Origin of the sequence: Fuscibacter oryzae (assembly GCF_016765795.1) — a bacterium.
Lineage (GTDB): Bacteria > Pseudomonadota > Alphaproteobacteria > Rhodobacterales > Rhodobacteraceae > Fuscibacter > Fuscibacter oryzae.
The window spans coordinates 290,852-313,212 of the sequence record NZ_JAESVP010000005.1 but is presented as its reverse complement, the minus strand read 5'-3'; the positions used below and the strand labels follow the sequence as shown (position 1 = coordinate 313,212).

Annotated in this window: 24 protein-coding genes; 10 read left to right on the top strand and 14 right to left on the bottom strand. The window is 63.0% G+C overall.

Annotation, left to right across the window (positions count from 1 at the left end; translation table 11 throughout):
* The first annotated feature begins 21 nt into the window (after positions 1-21).
* The 4 genes from JI744_RS12060 to JI744_RS12045 all read left to right on the top strand — a co-directional run bounded on the left by JI744_RS12060 (position 22) and on the right by JI744_RS12045 (position 2,234).
* Positions 22-621 carry a DUF1285 domain-containing protein gene (locus tag JI744_RS12060; protein WP_236019406.1) on the top strand — a complete coding sequence of 200 codons (600 nt, stop codon included), beginning with the start codon at positions 22-24 and terminating at the stop codon, positions 619-621.
* Positions 622-624: 3 nt separating this feature from the next.
* Entirely contained in the window at positions 625-1,401 is a 777-nt protein-coding gene (locus JI744_RS12055; protein WP_202661255.1) for a hydroxypyruvate isomerase family protein, read from the top strand.
* Positions 1,402-1,481: 80 nt separating this feature from the next.
* Positions 1,482-1,730 (top strand): accessory factor UbiK family protein, encoded by a 249-nt coding sequence (locus JI744_RS12050; RefSeq protein WP_202661253.1) that lies wholly within the window; start codon positions 1,482-1,484, stop codon positions 1,728-1,730.
* 129 nt (positions 1,731-1,859) lie between these two features.
* Positions 1,860-2,234 carry a PRC-barrel domain-containing protein gene (locus tag JI744_RS12045; protein ID WP_236019405.1) on the top strand — a complete coding sequence of 125 codons (375 nt, stop codon included), beginning with the start codon at positions 1,860-1,862 and terminating at the stop codon, positions 2,232-2,234.
* Between the two features lie 42 nt (positions 2,235-2,276).
* Here the strand turns inward: JI744_RS12045 and rimO are convergent, their stop codons facing one another.
* Positions 2,277-3,665: a 30S ribosomal protein S12 methylthiotransferase RimO gene (gene rimO, locus JI744_RS12040; RefSeq protein WP_202661250.1), complete on the bottom strand. Its 1,389-nt coding sequence runs from the start codon at positions 3,663-3,665 to the stop codon at positions 2,277-2,279.
* 377 nt (positions 3,666-4,042) lie between these two features.
* On the opposite strand from rimO, the gene JI744_RS12035 reads away from it, so the two are divergent.
* Both JI744_RS12035 and JI744_RS12030 read left to right on the top strand, forming a co-directional pair.
* On the top strand, positions 4,043-4,660 hold the full coding sequence (locus tag JI744_RS12035) for a hypothetical protein (protein ID WP_202661241.1): 618 nt from the start codon (positions 4,043-4,045) through the stop codon (positions 4,658-4,660).
* Positions 4,661-4,741: 81 nt separating this feature from the next.
* Positions 4,742-6,733: an AsmA family protein gene (locus JI744_RS12030; protein WP_202661239.1), complete on the top strand. Its 1,992-nt coding sequence runs from the start codon at positions 4,742-4,744 to the stop codon at positions 6,731-6,733.
* Between the two features lie 70 nt (positions 6,734-6,803).
* Here the strand turns inward: JI744_RS12030 and JI744_RS12025 are convergent, their stop codons facing one another.
* Complete coding sequence (locus tag JI744_RS12025) at positions 6,804-7,442, bottom strand: GcrA family cell cycle regulator (RefSeq protein ID WP_202661230.1); 639 nt, start codon at positions 7,440-7,442, stop codon at positions 6,804-6,806.
* A gap of 139 nt (positions 7,443-7,581) precedes the next feature.
* Here JI744_RS12025 and JI744_RS12020 point away from each other — a divergent pair, with 139 nt between their 5' ends.
* On the top strand, positions 7,582-7,893 hold the full coding sequence (locus JI744_RS12020) for a hypothetical protein (RefSeq protein ID WP_202661228.1): 312 nt from the start codon (positions 7,582-7,584) through the stop codon (positions 7,891-7,893).
* Here JI744_RS12020 and JI744_RS12015 read toward each other — a convergent pair whose 3' ends face one another.
* The 6 genes from JI744_RS12015 to guaD form a co-directional block, all read right to left on the bottom strand.
* Positions 7,894-9,111: a glycosyltransferase family 87 protein gene (locus JI744_RS12015; RefSeq protein ID WP_202661226.1), complete on the bottom strand. Its 1,218-nt coding sequence runs from the start codon at positions 9,109-9,111 to the stop codon at positions 7,894-7,896.
* Positions 9,108-9,845 carry an SDR family oxidoreductase gene (locus JI744_RS12010; protein WP_202661224.1) on the bottom strand — a complete coding sequence of 246 codons (738 nt, stop codon included), beginning with the start codon at positions 9,843-9,845 and terminating at the stop codon, positions 9,108-9,110. Before JI744_RS12010 ends, JI744_RS12015 begins: the two co-directional genes overlap by 4 nt.
* Positions 9,842-11,167, bottom strand: a complete 1,326-nt coding sequence (locus JI744_RS12005) for an FAD-binding oxidoreductase (RefSeq protein ID WP_202661222.1) — start codon at positions 11,165-11,167, stop codon at positions 9,842-9,844. Before JI744_RS12005 ends, JI744_RS12010 begins: the two co-directional genes overlap by 4 nt.
* Positions 11,164-11,565, bottom strand: a complete 402-nt coding sequence (locus JI744_RS12000) for a GtrA family protein (RefSeq protein ID WP_202661220.1) — start codon at positions 11,563-11,565, stop codon at positions 11,164-11,166. The genes JI744_RS12005 and JI744_RS12000 overlap by 4 nt, the downstream gene beginning before the upstream one ends.
* On the bottom strand, positions 11,565-12,998 hold the full coding sequence (locus JI744_RS11995; RefSeq protein WP_202661218.1) for a UbiA family prenyltransferase: 1,434 nt from the start codon (positions 12,996-12,998) through the stop codon (positions 11,565-11,567). Before JI744_RS11995 ends, JI744_RS12000 begins: the two co-directional genes overlap by 1 nt.
* Positions 12,999-13,108: 110 nt before the next feature.
* Positions 13,109-14,395 carry a guanine deaminase gene (gene guaD / locus JI744_RS11990; RefSeq protein WP_202661216.1) on the bottom strand — a complete coding sequence of 429 codons (1,287 nt, stop codon included), beginning with the start codon at positions 14,393-14,395 and terminating at the stop codon, positions 13,109-13,111.
* Positions 14,396-14,514: 119 nt separating this feature from the next.
* Here guaD and mgtE point away from each other — a divergent pair, with 119 nt between their 5' ends.
* The 3 genes from mgtE to JI744_RS11975 are packed head-to-tail and all read left to right on the top strand — an operon-like array spanning position 14,515 to position 17,011.
* Positions 14,515-15,885 (top strand): magnesium transporter, encoded by a 1,371-nt coding sequence (gene mgtE / locus JI744_RS11985; RefSeq protein ID WP_202661214.1) that lies wholly within the window; start codon positions 14,515-14,517, stop codon positions 15,883-15,885.
* Positions 15,882-16,439, top strand: coding sequence for a 5-formyltetrahydrofolate cyclo-ligase (locus tag JI744_RS11980; RefSeq protein ID WP_202661207.1), 558 nt, complete (start codon positions 15,882-15,884; stop codon positions 16,437-16,439). Before mgtE ends, JI744_RS11980 begins: the two co-directional genes overlap by 4 nt.
* A 2-nt stretch (positions 16,440-16,441) precedes the next feature.
* On the top strand, positions 16,442-17,011 hold the full coding sequence (locus JI744_RS11975) for a hypothetical protein (protein ID WP_202661205.1): 570 nt from the start codon (positions 16,442-16,444) through the stop codon (positions 17,009-17,011).
* Between the two features lie 12 nt (positions 17,012-17,023).
* Here JI744_RS11975 and JI744_RS11970 read toward each other — a convergent pair whose 3' ends face one another.
* From JI744_RS11970 to JI744_RS11945, 6 genes are all read right to left on the bottom strand, one after another.
* The gene (locus tag JI744_RS11970) at positions 17,024-18,346 is read right to left on the bottom strand and encodes an ATPase (protein WP_202661490.1); all 1,323 of its coding nucleotides are present in this window, start codon (positions 18,344-18,346) and stop codon (positions 17,024-17,026) included.
* A 61-nt stretch (positions 18,347-18,407) separates the two neighbouring features.
* Positions 18,408-18,908: a prepilin peptidase gene (locus tag JI744_RS11965; RefSeq protein ID WP_202661203.1), complete on the bottom strand. Its 501-nt coding sequence runs from the start codon at positions 18,906-18,908 to the stop codon at positions 18,408-18,410.
* Positions 18,908-19,777: a tetratricopeptide repeat protein gene (locus JI744_RS11960; protein WP_407927589.1), complete on the bottom strand. Its 870-nt coding sequence runs from the start codon at positions 19,775-19,777 to the stop codon at positions 18,908-18,910. Before JI744_RS11960 ends, JI744_RS11965 begins: the two co-directional genes overlap by 1 nt.
* 40 nt (positions 19,778-19,817) lie before the next feature.
* On the bottom strand, positions 19,818-20,369 hold the full coding sequence (locus JI744_RS11955) for a tetratricopeptide repeat protein (protein WP_407927592.1): 552 nt from the start codon (positions 20,367-20,369) through the stop codon (positions 19,818-19,820).
* Between the two features lie 21 nt (positions 20,370-20,390).
* Positions 20,391-21,383, bottom strand: coding sequence for a type II secretion system F family protein (locus JI744_RS11950; RefSeq protein WP_202661201.1), 993 nt, complete (start codon positions 21,381-21,383; stop codon positions 20,391-20,393).
* 6 nt (positions 21,384-21,389) lie between these two features.
* Positions 21,390-22,358 carry a type II secretion system F family protein gene (locus JI744_RS11945; RefSeq protein WP_202661199.1) on the bottom strand — a complete coding sequence of 323 codons (969 nt, stop codon included), beginning with the start codon at positions 22,356-22,358 and terminating at the stop codon, positions 21,390-21,392.
* Between the last annotated feature and the right edge of the window lie 3 nt (positions 22,359-22,361).

The following is a 22,361-nucleotide window of genomic DNA, read 5'->3' as shown; positions in this document are numbered from 1 at the left end:
GAAATCCGGGGTCGGGCACAAATGGCAAACGCCAAAGATGCGCAAATGATTGTGAAGCCGTCGGCGGACGGGCTGGTGGCGTCGGTGAAAGCGGCCTCGAAAAAGGGGCCGCCGCCGGTTCACCTGTGGAATCCGGATTTTTGCGGCGATCTGGACATGCGGATCGCGCGCGACGGAACGTGGTTCTACCTTGGTACGCCGATTGGCCGCGCGCCTTTGGTCAAGCTGTTCTCCTCAATCCTGAAGCTGGAGGACGGGAAATACTACCTTGTCACCCCGGTCGAAAAGGTCGGCATCAAGGTGGATGACGCGCCCCTGCTGGCCGTGGATTTCGAGGTGACGGGCGACGGCCCCACACAGGAGATACGGTTTTTCACCAAGACCGAGGATGAGGTGGTGGCCAGCGCCGAAAACCCCCTTCGCGTCGTGCGAGACCCGGAAACAGGCGAGCCGTCGCCTTACGTTCACGTCCGCCGGGGGCTGGAGGCGCTGATCGACCGCAAAAGCTTTTACCGTCTGGTAGAGCTTGGAACGCAGGAAAGGCTTGACGGCACCGATTGGTTCGGCCTCTGGTCTGGCGGCCAATTCTTTCCGGTGATCCCAACTGCCGAGTTGACCTGATACATGCCCCGATATGCCGCCAACCTGACCATGCTGTTCACCGAAGTTCCGCCGCTTGACCGGCCGGGCCTTGCGGCGCAAGCGGGCTTTGACGGAGCCGAAATCCTGTTTCCCTATGACTTTCCGGTCAAGGAATGGGAGGCGGCACTGGCCGGCCTGCCGCTTGCCGTGATCAACACCCACCCCGGCGATTGGGCCGCAGGCGACCGTGGTTTCGCCGCTGTGCCGGGCGACGAAGGCCGCTTTCGCGACAGCTTTTTGCGTGCCGCCGATGTGGCCACGCGGCTGGGGGCGGGGCGCGTGCATGTGATGGCAGGGGTGGCCAAAGGGCCGCAGGCCGAACAGACCTATAGCGAAAACCTGACATGGGCGGCGACCGAAGCGCCCGATCTGCTGTTGCTGCTGGAACCGATCAACCCTGATGACATGCCCGGCTATTTCCTGAACGATTTCGATCAGGCGGCGCGGATTCTGGATGATCTTGGGTTGCCGCAGGTGGGTCTGCAATTCGATCTGTGGCACGCCGCGCGCATCCACGGCAACGCCGAGGCGGTGTGGCACCGCCACCGCGACCATATCGCCCATGTCCAGATCGCCGGGTTCCCGGCCCGCAATGAGCCGGGCGGCGGCGGGTTCGACCTGACCGCGCTTTGCACCGAACTGGACGAGGCGGGCTATGACGGCTGGGTTTCCGCCGAATACCGCCCGGCGCGGGCCACGGTGCATGGGTTGGGCTGGCTTTCCGCCCTTCAGGCACGGACCAAGCCCATCGGCGGGTGATTTGAGGGGGGGCGGCCATCCGCCGCCTTGCCATTTTGCGCCGCTGGCCCCAGATAGGCGAGAAAGCTCAGGAGGCTGCCATGAACCCCGGCAACAAGTTCTTTGATGACATCTCCAAGGTGATGACCTCGGCCATGGGCGTGGCCCAAGGGGCCAAGACCGAAGCCGAAACCGCGATGAAAAGCTGGATGGACCGCTGGCTGGCCGACCGCGATTTCGTGACACGGGAAGAGTTTGATGCCGTGCGCGCAATGGCCCAGAAAGCACGCGAGGAAAATGCAGCGCTGGAGGCCCGGATTGCCGCGCTGGAGGCGAAACTGGCCAAGTAACGGCCAGTTCTCGCGCATCTGGCAGCTAGGTTTCGGCGGCCCCATGCCGGACAGTTGGGGCGCAGATTATAATCGGCGAAGCGGCCCCCATCTTTCATAAAGCGCCCAAAGCGCGAACAGGAGGATGACATGCAACAGCAAGCCTTGATGACCGAAACCGCCCGCAGCATTCGTGCGATGGTATCCAGTGTCGATGTGAACGGAACCAGCGTGTTCAGCCCGTCTGGCGACCACCTTGGCCATATCGCCCATCTGATGATCGACAAGGCCAGCGGGCAGATTGGCTATGCCGTGATGGCCTTCGGCGGATTTCTGGGGCTGGGGCAGGACGAAACGCCCGTGCCTTGGCGCAAGCTGCGGTTTGACACCAATCTTGGCGGCTATGTGACCGACATCACCCGCGACCAATTGTCAAACGCACCAAAGCCGCCTGCCAATTGGTCGGAAAGCCACGAATGGCGCAAGCAAAGCTATGATTACTATGGGCAGGGGTATTACTGGTAAGGTCGCCCCCGACCTGTTGGCCCCGCGCCGATTGGGCGGGGTTCAATGTTTCAGGCGCCCCCAAAGATCATATTCCCCAGCCTCTTCCACTTCGACCGTCACCAGATCGCCAGCCGACAACCCCTCGAAACCCTCATCAATGAACAGGTTGCCGTCTATCTCGGGCGCATCGGATTTGGTGCGGCAGGTGGCGCCGTCTTCATCGACCTCATCAACGATGACCTGAATTGTCTGGCCCACCTTGGCGGCCAGCTTCGCCTCGGAAATCGCTTGCGCCTTGGCCATGAAACGGTCCCAGCGATCTTGCTTGACCTCATCGGGCACATGGTCGGGCAGAGCATTGCTGCGCGCCCCGGCGACGTTTTCGTATTGAAAACAGCCCACGCGGTCCAGTTGCGCCTCGTCCAGCCAGTCGAGCAGGGTCTGAAACTCGGCCTCCGTCTCGCCCGGATAGCCGACGATGAAGGTGGATCGCAGGGTGATCTCGGGGCAATCGCGGCGCCAGGCGGAGATTTCGTCCAGCGTTTTGGCCGAGGCCGCCGGGCGGGCCATGCGTTTCAGAACGTCTGGGTGGGCGTGCTGGAACGGGATGTCGAGGTAGGGCAGCACCAGCCCCTCGGCCATCAGCGGAATCAGGTTGCGCACATGGGGGTAGGGATAGACGTAGTGCAGCCGCACCCAAGCCCCCAGCGACCCCAGATCACGGGCAAGGTCGGTGATATGGGCGCGGTGTTCGCGCCCGTCGCGGCCCGATGTGGTGGCGTGCTTCAGGTCCAGCCCATAGGCCGAGGTGTCTTGGCTGATGACCAGCAGTTCCTTGACCCCAGCCTCCACCAGCTTTTCCGCCTCTCTCATCACCGCATGGGCGGGACGGGACACCAGTTTGCCGCGCATGTCGGGGATGATGCAGAACTTGCAGGCGTGATTGCAGCCTTCGGAGATTTTCAGATAGCTGTAATGGCGCGGTGTCAGGCTGACGCCGGTTGCCGGAAGCAGGTCAATGAACGGATCGGGCGCGGGGGGGACCGCCTTGTGAACCGCGTCCAGAACCGCTTCGTACTGGTGCGGCCCGGTGACGGCCATCACCTTGGGGTGGGCGCCGGTGATGTATTCGGGGTCTGCCCCCAGACAGCCGGTGACCAGAACCTTGCCGTTTTCGCGCAGCGCCTCGCCAATCGCATCAAGGCTTTCGGCCTTGGCTGAATCCAGAAAGCCGCAGGTGTTCACGATCACCGCATCGGCCCCCTTGTAATCGGGGCTGATCGCATAGCCCTCTGCCCGCAGGCGGGTCAGAATGCGTTCGCTGTCGACCAGTGCCTTGGGGCAGCCAAGGCTGACCATGCCGATGGTCGGCTGGCCCTCGCGCCGCAGGGTGTCGGGCACAAAGCTGCGGGCAAGATCGGGGCGGAGGTTGGGCGGGTTCTGGGACATTGGCAGCATATAGCCGCGAATCGGTCTGGCGTTAAGGGGAGGGATTTCGCGCGTGAAGCGATAGGCATCCTATTGATATCATATATAAATTATAATATTTTACCCCGTTTTCGGGCCTGCTAGGCCGCGAGCGGTTCTCTCCCGAAGCGGGTTTTGCTGGTTGATGCGATTCTGCCCTCCCGCAACGCACGGAAAGGCAAGGCGGGGCAGACCGGCAGCATGACGAGCCGAGTGCAGCTGCTCTGGCTGCGCGATAGGCAAAAAATACCCCTATGACGGGTAGAAGGCAAAAAAGACTCGCTTCAATTGTGTGCTCATGGCGTTATGGTGCCAGCGAATTAACCATTTTTCATGCAATTGATGCGGTGAGGGAAACAATGAAGATTTTAGCTGTGGCGGCGGCAATGGCGCTGGTAGGGCTGGCGCAGGCAAAGGCTGCGGTGGTCGATGTGGTCTACGCTTCTGGGCCGCTGGCGGTTCAGAAAAGCTGCCTTACCTACTATCTGGAGGATACCTGCCAAGGCCCCGCGATGGCCGGGCCCTTTGCCATGCAATGGGCGCTGCATGTTGCGGTTGAAACGGCAGAGCTGACCTTTCTGAACGGCAGTGCGCATGTCGAATGGGATGGTGTAGCACCCAAGATTGCAGAGCCGGGCATCTATCGCTGGACCGGCACGGATTGGGCCGCTGAGGCGGCGACACCAGGCTATGGCTTTGCGTTGCTGCTTCTGGGTTTTGATCTGAGCGATACGGGCGTGGCAAGCAACTGGCAGATTTCGTCAGAGGTCTATCAGGATTTCGGAACCTGGTATCTGGATGCCTGGGGCGGCACGGCAACTGCGACGCTGTGGCAGCATGAGGATGGTGATCTGGCTGTTATGGCGCGGTATGCCGCCGAGGGCATCGCCCCGGTGCCCCTGCCCGCAAGCGCGCCGTTGCTGGGTGGCGCGCTGATGCTGATGGCCGCCTATCGGCGGAGCCGGGCGCGCGGATAAGTTTGTCGGCGGCACGCGCCGGGCTATAACTGAACCCAAGGCCCGGCGGGTTTTGGGTCAGGTATGTCAGGAGGGTGTGTGATGCGCTGGATTTTTCGGCTGCTGGGCGCGGTTTTGGTGCTGGCTGTGCTGGGGGTGGCGGCGGTGTTTCTGCTGCCCGCCGAAAAGATCGCCGGGGTGGCGCTGGGCAAGCTGGAAACGCTGACCGGGCGCAAGGTGACGCTGGAGGGCTCGGTTCGCCCCTCGGTCTGGCCGGTTCTGGGGGTGGAAACCGGGCCGGTCAGCATGGCCAATGCCGATTGGTCGGAGGAAGGGCCGATGTTCCGCGCCGAGGCGCTGGAGATTGGCGTCGATCTGGCGGCGCTGATCGGAGGCGAGGTCAAGATCACCAAAATCGCGGCGACCGGGCCCAAGCTGGTGCTGGAGCGGGCCAAGGACGGGCGCGAAAACTGGGTGTTCGGTGGCCGCAATGGTGGCAGCGTAACCACCGAGACCCCCGGTGTGGGTCAGCCCTTCACACTGGACAAAGGCGTGATTTCGGATGGCGCCTTGATCTTTGTTGATCATGGCACCGGCCAGCGGTTTGATCTGACCAACATGGGTATGACGCTGGCGGTGCCCGAGTACGAGGGCAAGGCCACGGTTGAAATGACTGCGACGCGGGGTGGGCAAGCCTTTGCGTTGAATGCAGAAATTGGTGCGTTCCGTAGTTTTCTGGATGGCAAGCTGGGCACGTTGCGCGCCGATTGGTCGGCGGGCAGGGCGAAGGCATCGTTCGAGGGCCGGGCGGGGTGGAACCCGATGGCGGCAGAAGGAGCGCTAAAGGCCGATCTGGGCGCGCTGACCGAGGTTTCGGCGGTGGCGGGCGTGCCTGCGCCCCGTCTGCCTAAGGGTCTGGGCGCGGAAGAGGTTGCGCTGGCCGGGCAGGTTACGCTGACCGAGGCGGGGTCGGTGCATCTGCGAAAGGGCAAGGTCACGCTGGACGGGGCACCCCTGTCGGTTGATGCCGACATGACGACAGCGGGCCCGCGACCGAAACTATCGGCGCAGGTCACCGCCGGGGCGCTGGATCTGAGCGGAATGACCGGCGGCTCTGGTGGCGGGGCACAGGGCGGGGCCAAGGCCACCGGCTGGCCCAAGGACCGGATTGATGCCAGCGGTCTGGGCGCGCTGGACGCCGAGGTGGCGCTGACGGCTGACAGTCTGGATCTGGGGCTGGCCAAGTTTGGCGCGGTGCAGGCGATGGTGACGATTGACCGGGCGCGGGCGGTGTTCGACCTGCGGCGTGCGACGGGATACGATGGCACGGTTGCCGGGCAATTCGTGGTCAATGCGCGCAAGGGTCTGTCGGTCGGCGGTGATCTGACCTTTGCCGGATTGCAGTTGCAGCCGCTGTTACAGGACTTTGGCGGCTATGACCGACTGATCGGGACGGGCGATTTGCGGGTGAAATTTCTTGGCTCGGGCGGGTCAGTCGATGCGATCATGCACAGCCTTGAGGGGGAGGGCAGCCTTTCACTGACCAAGGGCGAGTTGCGGGGGCTGGATGTCGCGGGGATGCTGCGCACGCTGGACACCGGCTACGTCGGCGAGGGGCAGAAGACGATTTTTGATTCGGTCGCGGGCAGTTTCGTGATGCGCGGCGGCGATCTGTTCAACGACGATCTGGCGTTGCTGTCGCCCTATGTCACGGCCAGCGGGCAGGGTCGGGTGGGCCTTGGCGCACGCGATCTGGAATACCGGATCAAGGCGACCGCGCTGGCCGATGATCAGGGGCAGGGCGGGCTGACCGCGCCCCTGCTGATCAGCGGCACCTGGGCCAAGCCGAAGTTCTCGCTGGATCTGGAGGCTTTGGCGCAAGAGCGGCTGGATGAACAGAAAGCCAAGCTGGAGGCCGAAGCCGAGGCGAGGGCGGCGGAATTGCGGGCCAAGGCCAAGGAAAAGCTGAAGGACGAGCTGGGGATCGAGCAATTGCCTGACGAAAGCCTGGAAGATGCGGCAAAGCGCAAGCTGAACGAGGCCGTGTCGGACGAGGCGCAAAAGGCGCTTGAGGATCTGTTGGGCGGCAATTAGGCCCAAAATGGAAAACGCCGCCCGGCTGGGCGGCGTTTTCGCTCCAAGTACTTCGGCCCGTGTCCTGCGATCAGCGGCGGCGGTCGCGCCGCGCGCTCATCGGTTGGAAGGCCACGCCGACATGCGCCTCGCAATAGGGTTTTCCGGGTAGGCTGGGCAGGCCACAGAACCAGAAATCATCGGTGGCGGGGTCGCCGATCGGCCATTTGCAGGTGCGTTCGGTCAGTTCCATCAGCGTCAGCTTGCGGGCACGCTTTTCCACCTCGCGCACCGAAGCCAGAGCCTCGGGGCTGATTTCGTTGATCGAGGGTTGCGGCGGCAGGGGCTGACCGGCGGGCACGATGGCCTTGCGGATCGGCAGGGGGGTGACGTTGCCCGACGGCGCGGCAGCAGCGGCGGGTTGCGGCACTGCGGGGCGTTCTGGCGCGGGCCGCGCGGCGGCCGGTTCAGGCGCGGGGCGGGCAGCGGCGGGTTCGGGGGCGGCGCGCGCAGGCGGCTCTGCCCGCGCGGCGGCGGTGGCCGGTGCTTCGGGCGCCTCGTCCCGCTCTGTCGCGCCATCACCGGCGCGGTTCGACAGGCCCAGGCGGTGGACCTTGCCGATCACCGCATTGCGGGTGACACCGCCCAGTTCCTTGGCGATCTGGCTGGCGGATTGGCCTTCGGCCCACATCCGCTTCAAAAGCTCGACGCGCTCGTCGGTCCAGGACATGACAAACTCCGGGGGTTCTGGCCTTTTGGGGGCCGTTCTAGTGGTAGCGTCACCGGATACATGGCGGCGGGCAGAGAATCAAGCGCAGGGCTTGCAGCGCGGCCTGCGATATCGCACAGGGGAAGAGAAGGGAACCAAGATGCACGATTACCGAACCCAGCGCGCCGATACGTTCGAGACCTTTCGCCTGGTCAGCAAAGGCGTCCGCGTGCCCCCCACTGCGGTGGTGGTGTTTCAGTTCGTGGCCGAAGATACCGACACCGACTGGAAGGGTGTGGAAAAGGCGCTGCGGGCCAAGGGCTACAAGACCTATAACGACGGCACGGTGCTGGAGGCGCGGGTTGGCCCGATTGCGGTGAACCCCGAGACGATCTGGGATTGGGAGCGCCGCGCGACCGAGATCGTGCTGCCGTTCAACTTCTGGCCAGATGGCTGGGAACTGGCCGACTGATCAGGCCGCGACAGGCGCAGATGCCACGGCGGGGCGGGTCAGCAAAGCGCGCCACACCAGCACCAAAAGCGCGATATGTCCCAGTGACCCCAGCGAAATGGCGGTATCGATGCCCTTTTGCGAGGCCAGATGCTGCCCGCTGGTCAGCGCAGCATATTGCCCCCAGCCACAGCACAGCCAGGTAAAGGCGAACAGCCCGCGCCGCCCCCACAGGCCCAGCCGGTCTGACAGCTCGGGCAACAAAAGGCCAAGGCCAAGGATCAGGATCGGCATGTCGTAATCGTAGTTGTAAGGGCTGATGCCCATGCTGGCGATCAGCGTGACGCCCAGCACACGGCCCGCAGGCCAGCCCATCCGCGAAGCGGCGATGATGCTGCCGACCGAGATCAGCGCGGCCCCCGCCTGCATGGCCAGCGCAAGGCTGGCGTTCACGCCAAAGGTGGCCAGCATCGCGTAAAGCGAGGTCATGCGGTACAGGGGATAATAGCCCAGCTTCAGCCCGTCGGCCGCAGTCGCCGTGCCATCAAGAAAGGCGCGCCAGACCGCTGGCCCCAGAATCGCCGTGGCCAGCGCCGATGTCAGACCAATCACCGCGAAAGTCACCGCCACCAGCCGCCAGCGCCCGGAGACAACGGCCAGAATGCCGGACCCAAGCGCCAAATGCGGCTTGATCACCATCAGACCCAGCGCCACCCCGGCGCGGCTGCGGTGCCCCAGCCAGCCCAGCGCGAACAGCCCCATCAACGTGCCGGTCAGAAAGCCGTTCTGGCCGACGGCTGCGGTGATCAGGAACGCAGGCAGGCCCAGAAACAGCGCATCGTTCAGCGAGGGGCCGGCTATGCGGCGCAGGACCAGCAGATAGGTGGCAAAGGTTCCTGCGGTGAACAGCAGATAAGACAGCCCTCGTGGCAGAAAGGTCAGCGCCATCGACACAAGGTCAAACTGGGGCGGATAGGTCCAGGGCATCCAGATTTCCTGCCCCGCCAGCGCGCTTTGCCGCCCCAGCATGGCAACCTTGTCATAGGCTGCCACGATCTGGCCTTCACGCCCCATCTGGCCCGCGATGTAAAAGGCGTCAAAATCCAGCACGGTCTGCCCCGCACCAAGGGTGGGCACCTGAATGGCCAGAACCACGATCAGCACAAGGCACAGCGCGACCACGCCCGCCCCGATCAGAGGCGAGGCAAAAAGGGCGGGGGACGTGGGCCGGTCGGTCACAGTTTCAGCCTTTTAAAGATCGGTTCGGGGATGTTGCGGATGATCGCCATGACCAGTTGCCACACGGGTTTGACATAGATGACGTTGCGTTTGCGGGCAACGGCGCGGTGGATCGCCTCGGCAACCTGATCGGGCTGGGCGGTGAGCTTGGCGGGCAGGTCCATGCCTGCGGTCATCTTGGTATCCACAAATCCGGGCAGGACGGTCACGACATGAACGCCCTTTTTCGCCAGCCGGTTGCGCAGGCCCGACAGCCAGGCGGTAAAGCCTGCCTTGGCCGAACCATAGATGTAATTCGTCGCCCGCCCCCGGTCGCCCGCGACCGAGCTGATGCCGACGAGGGTGCCATTGCCCCGCGCCTCCATCCGGTTGGCGATTTCGCCCAAGATCGCGGCGGGGCCTTCGAAATTCGTGCGCAGGACAACGGCGGCGGCTTGCGCATCCCGTTCGCTGGCGGCTTGCTCACCCATCAGGCCGATGGCGGAAACCGCCACGACGGGCAGGGGGCCAAGGCTGTCGAGAAAGGCGGCGTGGCTGGCGGTGTCCAGCACGTCGAACTCGGCCAGCGTGACGGCGACCGAATGGCGCAGCGTCAGGTCGGCCTTGGCATCGGCAAGGCTTGCGCTGTCGCGGGCTGCAAGCACAATCGGGTGCCCCTCGGCAGCAAAGCGGCGGGCGACGGCAAGGCCGATGTCGGAACGCGCACCAAGGATCAGAACGGCGGGTCGGGTCACAGATATAGCCTTTCGGATTGCAGCGAGGCGAAGCGGCGGGTCAGCCCCTCGGCGCTGCGAAGCTGGTGGAAACGGTCGGCGCGCGGATCGGACTGGCGCAGGGTGTCGGCGGTCAGCCGCGCATCCTTGGCAAGGTAATAGCGGCCGCCATGGGCAAGGGTGATCTGGTCCAGCCGTCGCAGCAGGGCAAAAGTGGCGCGGCTGGCGGGGAAATCGAGGGCAAGGGTATGCCCCTCCATCGGGAAGGACATCATGCCCCGCCCCTGCGGGCCAAGGCGTTTCAGCACGGCCAGAAACGAGGCGAGGCCGGAGGCGGAGATGGCTTCCAGCAGCTCCCGCAGACCCGCGCTTGCATTGGCAAGCGGCAGAACCGTTTGATATTGCACGAAGCCCCGGCGGCCATACATGCGGTTCCACGACAGGATGGAATCAAGCGGATAGAAATATTCGTCCCAGCCGGTGACAGAATGGCCCGCCTTGGCGGCCCCGCGTTTGTAGTAGAGGTGGTTGAAGGCCCGCACCGTATGGCGGTTCAGCGCAAAGCCCGGCGCGTTGAACGGCATGGTGCGTTTCTTGCGGGCAGGGGGCGCGAAAGGGGCGGCGCGGTGGTGCTGGGGCAGGTCGCCCACCGTCGCATGTTCGCCAAGGGTGATCAGCGACCGGCCAAGGCTGTCGCCCGTGGCAAGGCAGTCGATCCAGGCGACGGAATAGGTGGACTGCTGATGCGCCTCAAACGCGGCGAGCGTCTCGGTCAGGTTGGCGGTGGGAATGGTTTCCTGACGGATGAACCCGGTTTCCACCCGGCGCAGCCGAAAGGCGGCGCGCAGGACAACGCCGGTCAGGCCCATGCCGCCCAGGGTGGCGGCGAACAGGTCGGAATTGTCCAAGGGGCCACAGCGGCGCACCTGCCCGTCCGCGCCCATCAGGTCGATCCAATCGACAAAGGCGCCGAAACTGCCGTGCAGGTGGTGGTTCTTGCCATGAACATCGGCGGCGATCATGCCGCCAAGGGTGACAAAGCGGGTGCCCGGCGTGACCCAGGGAAACCAGCCGCGCGGCAGGAAGGTGGTGATGATGTCATCCAGCATCACGCCCGCCTCGGCCACCAGTTGCCCGGATTCAGGCTCGAAACCCAGCATTCGGTCAAAGCCGCGCATGTCCACGGTATTGCCGCCCGACATGGCGCTGTCGCCATAAGACCGGCCATTGCCGCGCGCGATCAGGCCGCCCTCGGCTACGCGGGCGCGCAGGGTTTCCTCATCCCGCGGTTTCGTGACGCGGCAGTCTTGCGGATTGTGGCGGCCCCAGCCCGACAGTTTCATGCCAGCGCCTGCGCGGTGAAGACAAACCGGCGGTCGAGCGCATATTTGACCGCGTAGCCGATGCCAAGGCCCAGAACCGCCCCAACCTCGCGGGCCATCTGGCTCTGGCCGATGTGCCAGAACGCAGCCTCAAAACCCCAAAAGATCAGCGTCGTTGCAACGCCCATAAGGGTGTAAAGCGAAAAGCGGCGCGAATGGGCGGCAATGCCAGAGCTGCGGTCGTCAAAGATCCAGCGCTTGTCTAGGGCGTACTTCACCACCAGCCCAAGGCCGGTGCCCGCCACCATCGCCAGCAACAGCGCGCCGCCAAGCCCCAGAACCACGCGCTGCGCGGCCAGATTGGCAAGCGTGGCCAGCACGGCAAAAGCCGCATAGCGCAGTGCTAGGGTGGCAGTCATCAGCCAATCCCCCCCACCGCACCCAGCGCGATGATGGCGGTGACGGTGGCAAAGCAAAGCTGGCTGGTGCGGTCGGTCACGGCGAAAACCACCGGGTCATCGTGCATCTGGCCGCGATGGGTCAGCATCACCAGACGGTTGACCCAATAGAACATCACCAGACACACGCCCCACAGCATCGGCGGATTGGCATAAAGCTCCAGCACCGCAGGCGAGTTGATGTAAAGGCCCAGAACCAGGATCGAGACATAGCCCGAAGCGGTCGCCATGGCGGTGACCACGGGCAGGTCAGCCCCGGTATAGCCGCGCCCATGGGCTTTCTCGCGGCCCGAGGCAACCACATCGACCAGTTCCGCCTGCCGCTTGACCGCCGCCAGCGAGAAGAAGAAGAACCCCGAAAATGCCAGCAGCCAGACCGAAATCGGGATGCCCGCCGACACGCCGCCCGCGACGATCCGCGCGGTGTAAAGCCCTGCCAGCATGACGATATCGATGATCGGCTGGCGTTTCAGTGCCAGCGAATAGGCCATCGTGGCCATGTAATAGCCCAAGACCGCCAGCACGAACATCTTGCCCAAGGCCAAAGACAGCCCCAGCCCGATGAACAGCAGCGCGGGCGCAAGCAGCGTGCCATGCGACAGGGGCAGCGCGCCCGAGGCGAAGGGGCGGTTTTTCTTGCGTGGATGGGCGCGGTCGGCGGCAAGGTCCAACAGGTCATTCAGCACATAGACGCTGCTGGCGACAAAGCTGAAGGCGACAAAGGCAAGGGCGGCCAGCGCAAGGCTTTGGCCGTTGATCTGGTGGGCTGCCAGCAGGGGCAGGAAGACCAGCAGGTTTTTCAGCCATTGATGCGGGCGCATGACGCGCAAGGATGCGCTGGCCACCGGCATGTTGGCCGGCAGATCGACAATCTCGCGGCCAAAGGCCGCGACGCGGGCGCGCAGGGCGGCGGGAACACCTACCATGATGGCGCAGGCGGCACGCTCCCACACCGGCAGGTCGGCCTGCGCATCGCCGATATAGTCAAAGCCACGGCGGCCATAGCGCGCCTCGAGGAAACTGGCCTTGTTCTCGCCCTTCAGGTTCAGCACGGCGTCCGATCCATGCACCTCGTCAAACAGGCCCAGATGTTCGGCGATCTGGTCGGCCACCTGCTGATTCGCCGCCGTGACAAGCGCGGTGCGCCCACCGCCCGCACGCCAGCGCGCGATGTAATCCAGCACCGAAGGGTTATAGGGCAGCGACCCCACATCCACCGGCCCGACCTGCGACATGCGCTGTTTCAGGGCGGCGCGGCCAGCAATCAGGCTATGAGCCGCCTCGAACGGGGTGCGCCAATTGCGCGAAACGCCCGACCAGAAGGTTTCGAACAGCATATCCGACCGGATCAGCGTTCCGTCCAGATCAACAACCAAGGTGCGTTCGGCCGCCATGTCTCACCCCTGAAAACCGAAAGGGGCAAGCAGAATGCCCCTTCTCTTTGGGGGAACCATTGTTTCCGAAAGGGGCCAAATCTTGACCGAATTTCAGCAACGCCGGGGTTTCACGATTTGACCGGAATTCCACCGATCCAAGTGGCGCGGATCGCCCGATCATCGCCCATCATGATGGTGGGAAAAATCGCCTGCCAGATGTCACCCGCGCGCCGTGTGGCCTGTTCGATGGCGGGGGTCGAGGCGAGGTCGATCACCACCAGATCGGCCTCCAGCCCCGGGGCGATATTGCCGATCAGGTGGTCAGCCCGCAGCGCCTGGGCCGAACCTTGGGTGGCCAGCCACCAAAGCTGCGCGGGGTGCAGCGCGCTGCCCTTCAACTGCGCCACCTCATAGGCCGCCGCCATGGTGTGCAGCATGGAAAACGACGATCCGCCGCCCGTGTCGGTGGCCAAACCGATGCGCTGACCCTCGGCCTTCAGCCCCGCCATGTCGAACAGGCCCGATCCGATGAAGGTGTTCGAGGTCGGACAGTGGATCAGGCTGGCCCCCGTTTCCTTCAGCCGGGCGCGTTCGCGGGGGGTCAGGTGAATCGCATGGCCGAAAATCGCCCCTTCGGCCAGCAAACCTTGCGCTTCGTAGGTGTCCAGATAGTCGCGCGATTGCGGAAACAGGCCCTGCACCCAGTCAATCTCGTCCGTCTGTTCCGACAGGTGGGTCTGCATCAGGCAATCGGGGTATTCGCGCCACAGCCCGCCAAGGGCTGCCAGTTGCTCGGGCGTTGAGGTTGGCGAAAAGCGCGGGGTGATGACATAGGACAGCCGGTCAACGCCGTGCCACTTTTCCAGCAGGGCGCGGCTGTCGTCATAGGCCGATTGCGGGGTATCGCGCAGCCCTTCGGGGGCGTTGCGGTCCATGCAGGTCTTGCCCGCCCAGATCCGCATGTTGCGGGTTTGGGCGGCGGTGAAGATGGCATCCACGCTGGCCGGATGGATCGTGGCATAGGTGCAGAATGAGGTCGTGCCATGGGCCAGCGCGATGCCGGTATAGCGGGCGGCGATGTCGGCGGCATAGGCGGGGTCGGAAAACCGCATCTCCTCGGGGAAGGTATACATGTTCAGCCAGTCGATCAGTCGTTTGCCCCAAGAGGCGATGATCGCGGTTTGTGGATAATGCACATGGGCATCGACAAACCCGGCCGAGATCAGCGCGCGGCCGTAATCGCTGACCTGCGCTTGCGGATAGGCGGCGCGCAGCGCATCGGCAGTGCCGGTGGCGCGGATTTTGCCGTCTTGCACCAGAACCGCACCATGGGATTCGTGATGCGCGGCCTCTGGCCCCAGAGCGAAGGGGTCGCCGGTAAAGGACAGCACCTGCCCAAGAAGTAGATCGGCCATCAATGCCTCCGTTTGGTCAGGGCCACCCTAACCACGGATCGGTTTCGGGTAAATTTCCCATCGCCCCCTGTTTCCCGGAAACAGCTTTCGCTAAGCATGTGGCAATCGGAGGGCGGCGCATGACAGAAGAACAGGCAATCCGGGAAGAAGACGGGCTGGAGCCAGAGCGCGTCGAGGCGATTCTTGAGGCGGTGGAGGCGGGCGATGGCGCGGGCGTGACCCGGCTGTTGGAACCGCTGCACGCCGCCGATATTGCCGACCTTCTGGAACAGATCAGCCCGTCGGAGCGCAGCGCGCTGCTGGCGCTGTCTTCGGGCGAGATCGACGGCGACGTCCTGTCGGAAATTGACGAGTCGATCCGCGAAGAGGTGATCGAGGCGCTGCCCGACAATGTCGTGGCCGACGCCGTCCGAGAGCTGGAATCCGATGACGTCGTGGACATTCTGGAGGATCTGGACGCCCCACAGGTCGGCCGCATCCTGTCTGCGCTGGACCGCGCCGACCGGGTGGCGGTGGAACAGGCGCTGTCTTATCCCGAACATTCTGCCGGGCGACTGATGCAGCGCGAGGTGGTGGTGGCACCTGCCCATTGGACGGTGGGCGAGGCGATCGACTTTCTGCGCGGGGCCGACCATCTGCCAGACCAGTTTTACCACGTCATCCTGACCGATCCGCGCATGAAGCCCGTGGGTTACGTCACGCTGGGGCGCATCCTGTCCTCGGCCCGAGAGGCGCGTCTGACCACGATTGTCGAAGACAGTTTCCGCACCGTCGAGGCAGCGGACCCAGAGGCCGACGTGGCCTATATCTTCAACCAGTATCACCTGATTTCCTGCCCGGTGGTCGATGCCGATGGCCGTCTGGTGGGCGTGATCACCATCGACGATGCGATGAACGTGCTGGATGAAGAGCATGAGGAAGACATGCTGCTGCTGGCGGGCGTGGGCGAAGAAAGCTCTATCAGCGATGGTGCGCTGGAGACGGTGAAACAGCGGCTGCCGTGGCTGGTGGTGAACCTGTTCACCGCCTCGATTTCCGCCTTCGTGATTTCGCAGTTCGAATCGACGATTGCGGCGCTGGTATCGCTGGCTGCCGTGATGCCGATTGTTTCATCCACCGGGGGGATTGGTGGCACCCAATCGTTGGCCGTGGCGGTGCGGGCCTTGGCGACGCGCGATCTGACGGCGTCGAACGCCAAGCGCGTGGTGTTGCGCGAATTGGGGGCCGGGGTGATGAACGGTCTGGGCTTGGCGCTGATCCTTGGGTTCGGCGGGGCGCTGGTTTACGGCGATGTGCGGTTGGGCATCGTGCTGGGGCTGGCGATGATCACCAACCAGATCGTGGCGGCGATGGGCGGCGTTCTTGTGCCGCTTTCGTTAGAGCGGTGGGGCCTTGACCCTGCTTTGGCTTCGGGGACGTTCGTCACGACACTGACGGATGTGATGGGATATCTGGCCTTTCTGGGCCTTGCGACATGGTTGATGCTATGACCGATCTGACAGTGCTGAAGGCGGCGGCCCGCAAGGCGGGCTTTGCCGCAAGAAAAGAGGCATTTGCCAAGGGGCAGGGGCAAGCCGCTGAAATACTGGCGGATTTTCTGGCAAGTCATGCCGGAAAGCCCTTGGCCGGTTACATGGCGATGCGGACCGAGATTGATCCTTTGCCCGCGATGGCGGCGCATCAGGGGGCTGTTGGCGTGCCGGTCATTCTGGGGGCGGGGCAGCCGGTAAAGTTCCGTGAATGGTCGCCCGGCTGCGCAATGGTGGCGGGCGAATTCGGTGCGTTTATTCCCGCCGAAGGGCTGTGGGTCGAACCCGAAGTGGTGATCGTGCCGATGGTGGCCTTTGATGCACTGGGTTACCGGCTGGGCTATGGCGGCGGGTTTTATGACCGTACGTTGGAGGGGTTGCGGGCCAAGCGGCCCACGTTGGCCGTGGGGTTCGCCTTTGCCGCGCAGGAAATGGATGCGGTGCCGATTGAAGCGACCGACCAGCGGTTGGATGCGGTGGTGACAGAACAAGGCGTGCGGTGGTTCGGGGAATAACGATGCGGTTCGTGCTGGTGGTGATTGTGGGTTTGACGGCAGGCCATGCAACGGCGGCCTGTTTGCCCGAGGGGCAACTGGCCAAGGTGGTTCATTTTTCTGGTGGGGCCGTGCTGAACCAGATTTCGGTCAAGGATAGCGTGCTGGATTACACCGCCGTAGCCGAGGGCAAGGAAAGCCGGGTGCGGGCCGCGCGGGGCCTTTATCCGCTGCAACAAAGCACCGGCGCCAATGCAATGTCGATGGACTGGGGCGCCCAGCCGCTGCTGCCGGTCGAGGTGCTGCCGGTTGGCGAAGAGGTGTCCGTCGAGGCGATTATAGATGGCAAAGAAAGCGACGTGCTGCGCGCGGCCTATCTGTCGCATGGCGAGGAAACCGTCATGGTAGGCGAATGCGCCTATCGGACGATCCACCTGACGCGGACCTTTTACCGCAAAGACGTGGCCTTTGTGAAAGGCGACCTATGGCTGGACCCGGTTCGCCTTATCGCATTGCGGACCGAGCTTGACCTGCTGAACAAGGATGGCAGCGTACTGCGCCACCAGTCCACCCAGGCCGAAAGCCTGGAGTGAACTGACGGGCGCTTACTTGGCGATTTTTTCGTCGCGCACGAACATGTTGCCCCAGGCCCGGTCGATCAGATCGGGTGTCATCTGGTTGGGGATGCCCTCGAACTCGCACATTGCGATCATCTGGTCGATCAGGAAGACCGGCTGATAATTCGCGAAATTGTTGTTGATGGTCGGGTATTTGGTTTTCAAAAGGTGCAACAGGGCCGCTTCGTTCAGCGGCATCTTCTTTTTCTTGGCGATCATGGCAAAGATTTTCAGGAACATCTCCTGATTGGGGCCATCGATCTTGATCTTGAAGAAAATCCGCCGCAGGGCCGCGCCGTCAAAGATTTCGTTGGGGTGGAAGTTGGTCGAGAAAATCACCAGCGTGTCGAAGGGCACGGTGAACTTCTCGCCCGATTGCAGGGCCAGAATGTCGCGCGCCTCTTCCAAGGGAACGATCCAGCGGTTGACGATTTTCTGTGGCGGTTCCGACTGTCGGCCAAGGTCGTCGATGATGAAGATGCCGCCGGTCGCCTTGAGTTGCAGCGGCGCCTGATAGGTGCGGGCGGTCGGATTATACTTCAGGTCCAGCATGTCGAGCGTCAGTTCCCCGCCCGTGATCACACTTGGCCTTTCGCAATAGACATAGCGGGCGTCATAGCGCGCGCCGGTGCGGCGCAGGACGGTGGGGTCATCCATCGGCTCTTCGGCCTTGGAATGCACGATAGGATCGTAAACGGTGATCACCTGACCGGAATATTCGATCGCACGGGGCACATAGATCTTGTCGCCCAAAGCGGCGCGGATACCGTTGGAGATGGAAGATTTTCCATTGCCGGGCGGGCCATACATCAGGATTGATCGGCCAGAGGTCACCGCAGGGCCAAGGTTTCCGATCAGATCGGGTGGCAGGATCAGATGGCCCATGCCTTTCAGCAGTTCGGGCCGCGTCAGCTTGATGTCGCGCACCGACTGGCGCTTCATCTGTTCGGCATAAAGCGCCAGCGGCACCGGCAGCGCGCCGTAATATTCCGATTGTGACAGCGCATCCAGCGCGCGGGCCTTGCCACCCTCGGTCAGCTGATAGCCCATCTCGTTGCCGGATGTGGCGTGCAGCGTGCCGGTTGCCTCCAACATCCGCTGGCCGCGTGCAATGTCGATCAGCTCTTGCGTCAGCACCACGGGCAGGGCGATGGTACGCGAGATTTCGCTGGCCAAAGACAGGTTGGTGCGGAACATCGTCTTCAGCAGGATTTCCCGCATCATCACCATCGAAAGCCCGGTTTCTGCCAGGCTTTTGGGTTGTGGCGGCGGGGTAACCCCCGAGGTCGGCGGCGTGACTTGCACGTTCATTGTGGGCATCCCAGCGTTTGCCACCTATTGGCGGCAGGGCGTCAACAATGAAGGGAATCCCTTAGAAAAGTGGCTTAAGTGCGGCCAGAAGAAAGAAGATCAGTGTTCCCGCCAATGCGAGGCCCATCGGAAAATCCTTGTGGGTCCAGCTTGCCCAGTCCTCGGTGGCGCGGCGGATCGGCGGGATCAGGCGGGCAAGTCGGTGGCTGGCAAAGGCGCCAAGCAGGCAGGCAGCGTAAAGCCCAAGGATAAACCGTATGTCGCCAAAGGCGAAGAACGGCGCCATGACGGCGGCGAATTTCGCATCGCCCGCGCCCATCAGGTTGATCTGGTTGGCGATGAAGCCCGCAACCAGAACCATTGCGCCGACGCCCAAGGCCCAAAGGTAGGCCTTGAACGGCAACAGCAGCAGGCCAAGGATCAGGAACACCAGCCCCAGTGCCAGAACGGCCTTGTTGGGGATTTTCATGAACTTCATGTCGGACCATGCCACCCACACGCCGATGGCAATGGCAAAGGGCAGGAAGACAAGAGCGGCGGTGGGGGAAAGCCCGGTGATCATCAGCCTTGTCCATCCAGTGCGGCAAGGCTGCGGGTCGCGGCCTCGAAATGTTGGGGGCTGGTGTCGATGGCGTCCTGCAACAGACCCTTGCCAACGGCGATGTCGCCCTTTTTGATCGCGGTAAGCGCCAGCGTGTACAGCAATTGCGCCCGTTCGCTTTGCGTCATGTCCACCACAGGCATGTCGTATTTGCGCTGCGCACCGCGGGCCAGAACCAGATTGTTCTTGGCGGTGAACAGGGTGGGTTCATAGGTCAGGGCCTCTCCGAACAGCTTTTCGGCACCGGGGTAATCGCCGCGCGACAGTTTGGAAAAGCCCCAGTTGTTCAGCACGCCGGCAGGTTTTGTGGTCAGCCCGGTGGCGACCTCGTAAAAGCTGTCGGCCTTTTTCCAGTTCTTTTTGGAATCGGCGACCATCGCCTCCAGCCGGTAGCGTTCAAAGGTCTCGTAGGTCGGAGGGATGAGGTTCAGCTCTGCCTCGGCGCGGGGCCAGTTGTTGGTGCGGATCAGCGCATCAACCAGACCAAGGCGGTCTTCGGGTGTGGCACCGGGCATCGTCAGAACCTGGGTCCAGGTGGCGGCGCCCTCGGTCGGTTTGTTGGCGCGCACCAGCGATTTCGCTAGCCCGCGTTTCAGGTCGATCCGGTCGGGGTTTTGCTGCGACGAGCGGGCGAAATAAGCCACGGCTTCGTTCGGGTCACCCACGGTCAGCATGATGTCCGACAGGTTCGATTCGTCGATGACGTTGACGTCCTTGATGGCGCGCTGAACCTCAGCGTCGCTGGGGCCCTTGCCACAGGCCGCAAGGGCCAGAAGGCACGAAAGCCCCATGGCCACCGACAGGCGGCCCACGGAAACGGGTTGGCGCATTTTGCGTCCTTTTCACTGCTCGTCTGCTGCGGCTTGCCGCCTAGAGCTGCGACAGGAGGACGTATTCGCCATACCCGCGCCGAACCAGGTTGTACCGCGGTTCTTCGTTTTCGCCGTCAGAATAGCTGGTTTTCTCGGTCTCGGCGATAGCGACGCGCAGATTTTGGCGGATGGCGTCCGTTTGGCCACTATCCAGTTGGAATGCCTGCTGAAAGACGACCCGTGCCTCGCCAAATTTGTTCTCTTCCATCAAGACCACGCCCAGATTGTTCAGGGCGGGCACAAAGGCGGGGTCGGCGTCGGTCGCGCGGCGCAGCACCTTTTCGGCCTGCCCCAGACGCCCCAGTTTCAGGTTGGCGGACCCGATGGCCGACAGCACATCGGCGTTCATGCCGTGCTGTGCGGCGGCGCGATAATAAGAGGTCAGCGCCAGATCATACTCGCCAGCTTCCATCAGGCGGTGGCCCACCAGCAGGCCATCAACCCCCTCTTTTCGCGGGTCAAATCCGGGCGCAGTGCTGCCGGTGCGGTCGGTATTGCCCAGACCATTTCCCAAGGAGCAGGCCGCCAGAAGAGGCAAAACCACAATCAGCCGACCGGCCTTTGAAAACACTTAATTCAAGCCCCCACCCCCCAGAACCTTTGCGATGCCTGCAACTGAGGGGCCAATGAGAATGATCATCAAGGGCGGCACCGTAAACATCATTGTGCCCAGCGTCAGCTTGGTCGGCAAGGTGTTTGCTTTCTCTTCGGCGCGCATAACGCGCTTGTCCCGCATTTCGGCGGAATAAATCCGAAGCGCCTCGGCGATCGAGGTGCCGAAGGTGGCCGATTGCACAAGGGTCGTCACAAAGCTGGCCACGTCAGGCACGCCCACCCGTTCGGCCATGTCTTTAAGAACCTGAACCCGTTCCTTGCCTGCCTTGGTTTCCTGCGAGACGATTTCAAACTCATCGGCAAGGGCCGGGTAACCGGCGCGGCTTTCGCGGGCGACGCGGTTGATCGACTGGTCCAGCGACTGGCCCGCCTCGACGCAGACCAGCATCATGTCAAGCGCATCGGGAAAGCCCTGGATGATTTCGACCTGACGGGTTTGCACCCGGCGCTGAACCCAATATTGCGGCAGGTAATAGCCAGCAGCACCGGGGCCAAGCGTGGCCATGATCATGAACTGGGTGCTGACTTCCTGATGGGCCGAAACCAGCATCGAGTAAACCACGCCCAGCAGCAGCATGCCGATCCCCAAGGCAAACTGGGCAAAGTGGAACATCCGCACCGCATTTTTCGACCGATAGCCCGCGCGCATCATGCGCAGCTTTGATGCGGTCATCTGCTCGACATCCTGTGGTTCCAGGAAGCCTGCGAATTTCTCCAGCTTGTCCACCTTGTCGCCGCCACGGCGCAGATCCGGCCCGGCAGCCTTGCTGGATTTGCCGCCGGATTCGCGCTGTTCCTTCAGCTTGGCCAGCGGGTCCGCCTGCTTTTTCAGCATCATCGGCAGGGTGGCGATGATCAGGATCAGGCCCAGAAGGCCAACCGCCAACAGCGGGCCAAGCGGGCCGAACTGGTCGGTCAGAGGTTGGAAGAGGCCGGACAGGAATTCCATGATCCACTAGACCTTGATGTTGACCATGATCTTCATGAAGATCACGTTGATGACCAGAAATGCCCCGACGACCAGCGCCATCGGAATGAAATAGGGCGAGTCCTTCACCCCGTCGTAATAGTCGGGTTTCAGCATCTGGATCATCAGAAGCGCGCCGATGGGAAAGCCCGACAGGAACATGCCCGACCATTTCGCCTCGGCCGTGATGGCCTTGACGCGGCGGAACAATTTGAAGCGGGCGCGGATTACCTTAGCGAGACCATCAAGGATCTCGGCCAGGTTGCCGCCCGACTGCTGCTGAATGGTCACTGCCACCGCAAGAAAGCGCAAATCCTGATTATCCATCCGCTCGGCAAAGGCCTTGAGCGATTCGGCCACGTCCCGGCCATAGGCGGCCTCGTCGGCTATCAGGCCGAATTCGGTGCCAAGGGGGTCGGGCACTTCCTTGGCCACGATACCGATGGCGTTGGAAAACGGGTGGCCGACGCGCAACGACCGCACCATCAGTTCCACCGCATCGGGGAGCTGTTCTTCCAGCAAGGAAATGCGCTTTTTGGCTTTGCGGTTGACCCAAGTGTAAACCCCGCCAATCCCCATACCGACCGCCACCAGAATCCGCACCGGCGTGCCGGCGGCGGTGCCTATGGTCAGACCCAGATAGGCAATAATGCCGACCAGACCCATCACCATGATCAACTGGCGGGGCGTAAAGGCGATGTTGGCCTTTTGCGCCCGGTCGGCCAGAATTGAGTAAAGCGGGATGCCCTTGGAGTTGAGGTGCTGGCTCATCTCCTTGCGGAGCTGTTCCAGAACCTCTTCGCGGTTATGGTTTTTTTCCAGCAGCGCAAGGCGGCGCGACATCCGGCTGTTCAGGCTGATCGATTTGCCGAAAACCGTCAGATACAGGCCCTCGACCAGAACGACGACGGCGACGAAGATCAGGATATAGATGAGAGGGGCTGCGGAAAGCTGCATGGT

Bases quoted from the DNA above. Each gene is read 5' to 3' on its own strand.
- JI744_RS12060 (WP_236019406.1), top strand. From the start codon at position 22: ATGGCAAACGCCAAAGATGCGCAAATGATTGTGAAGCCGTCGGCGGAC.
- JI744_RS12055 (WP_202661255.1), top strand. From the start codon at position 625: ATGCCCCGATATGCCGCCAACCTGACCATGCTGTTCACCGAAGTTCCG.
- JI744_RS12050 (WP_202661253.1), top strand. From the start codon at position 1,482: ATGAACCCCGGCAACAAGTTCTTTGATGACATCTCCAAGGTGATGACC.
- JI744_RS12045 (WP_236019405.1), top strand. From the start codon at position 1,860: ATGCAACAGCAAGCCTTGATGACCGAAACCGCCCGCAGCATTCGTGCG.
- rimO (WP_202661250.1), bottom strand. From the start codon at position 3,665: ATGTCCCAGAACCCGCCCAACCTCCGCCCCGATCTTGCCCGCAGCTTT.
- JI744_RS12035 (WP_202661241.1), top strand. From the start codon at position 4,043: ATGAAGATTTTAGCTGTGGCGGCGGCAATGGCGCTGGTAGGGCTGGCG.
- JI744_RS12030 (WP_202661239.1), top strand. From the start codon at position 4,742: ATGCGCTGGATTTTTCGGCTGCTGGGCGCGGTTTTGGTGCTGGCTGTG.
- JI744_RS12025 (WP_202661230.1), bottom strand. From the start codon at position 7,442: ATGTCCTGGACCGACGAGCGCGTCGAGCTTTTGAAGCGGATGTGGGCC.
- JI744_RS12020 (WP_202661228.1), top strand. From the start codon at position 7,582: ATGCACGATTACCGAACCCAGCGCGCCGATACGTTCGAGACCTTTCGC.
- JI744_RS12005 (WP_202661222.1), bottom strand. From the start codon at position 11,167: ATGAAACTGTCGGGCTGGGGCCGCCACAATCCGCAAGACTGCCGCGTC.
- JI744_RS12000 (WP_202661220.1), bottom strand. From the start codon at position 11,565: ATGACTGCCACCCTAGCACTGCGCTATGCGGCTTTTGCCGTGCTGGCC.
- JI744_RS11995 (WP_202661218.1), bottom strand. From the start codon at position 12,998: ATGGCGGCCGAACGCACCTTGGTTGTTGATCTGGACGGAACGCTGATC.
- guaD (WP_202661216.1), bottom strand. From the start codon at position 14,395: ATGGCCGATCTACTTCTTGGGCAGGTGCTGTCCTTTACCGGCGACCCC.
- mgtE (WP_202661214.1), top strand. From the start codon at position 14,515: ATGACAGAAGAACAGGCAATCCGGGAAGAAGACGGGCTGGAGCCAGAG.
- JI744_RS11980 (WP_202661207.1), top strand. From the start codon at position 15,882: ATGACCGATCTGACAGTGCTGAAGGCGGCGGCCCGCAAGGCGGGCTTT.
- JI744_RS11975 (WP_202661205.1), top strand. From the start codon at position 16,442: ATGCGGTTCGTGCTGGTGGTGATTGTGGGTTTGACGGCAGGCCATGCA.
- JI744_RS11970 (WP_202661490.1), bottom strand. From the start codon at position 18,346: ATGAACGTGCAAGTCACGCCGCCGACCTCGGGGGTTACCCCGCCGCCA.
- JI744_RS11965 (WP_202661203.1), bottom strand. From the start codon at position 18,908: ATGATCACCGGGCTTTCCCCCACCGCCGCTCTTGTCTTCCTGCCCTTT.
- JI744_RS11960 (WP_407927589.1), bottom strand. From the start codon at position 19,777: ATGCGCCAACCCGTTTCCGTGGGCCGCCTGTCGGTGGCCATGGGGCTT.
- JI744_RS11950 (WP_202661201.1), bottom strand. From the start codon at position 21,383: ATGGAATTCCTGTCCGGCCTCTTCCAACCTCTGACCGACCAGTTCGGC.
- JI744_RS11945 (WP_202661199.1), bottom strand. From the start codon at position 22,358: ATGCAGCTTTCCGCAGCCCCTCTCATCTATATCCTGATCTTCGTCGCC.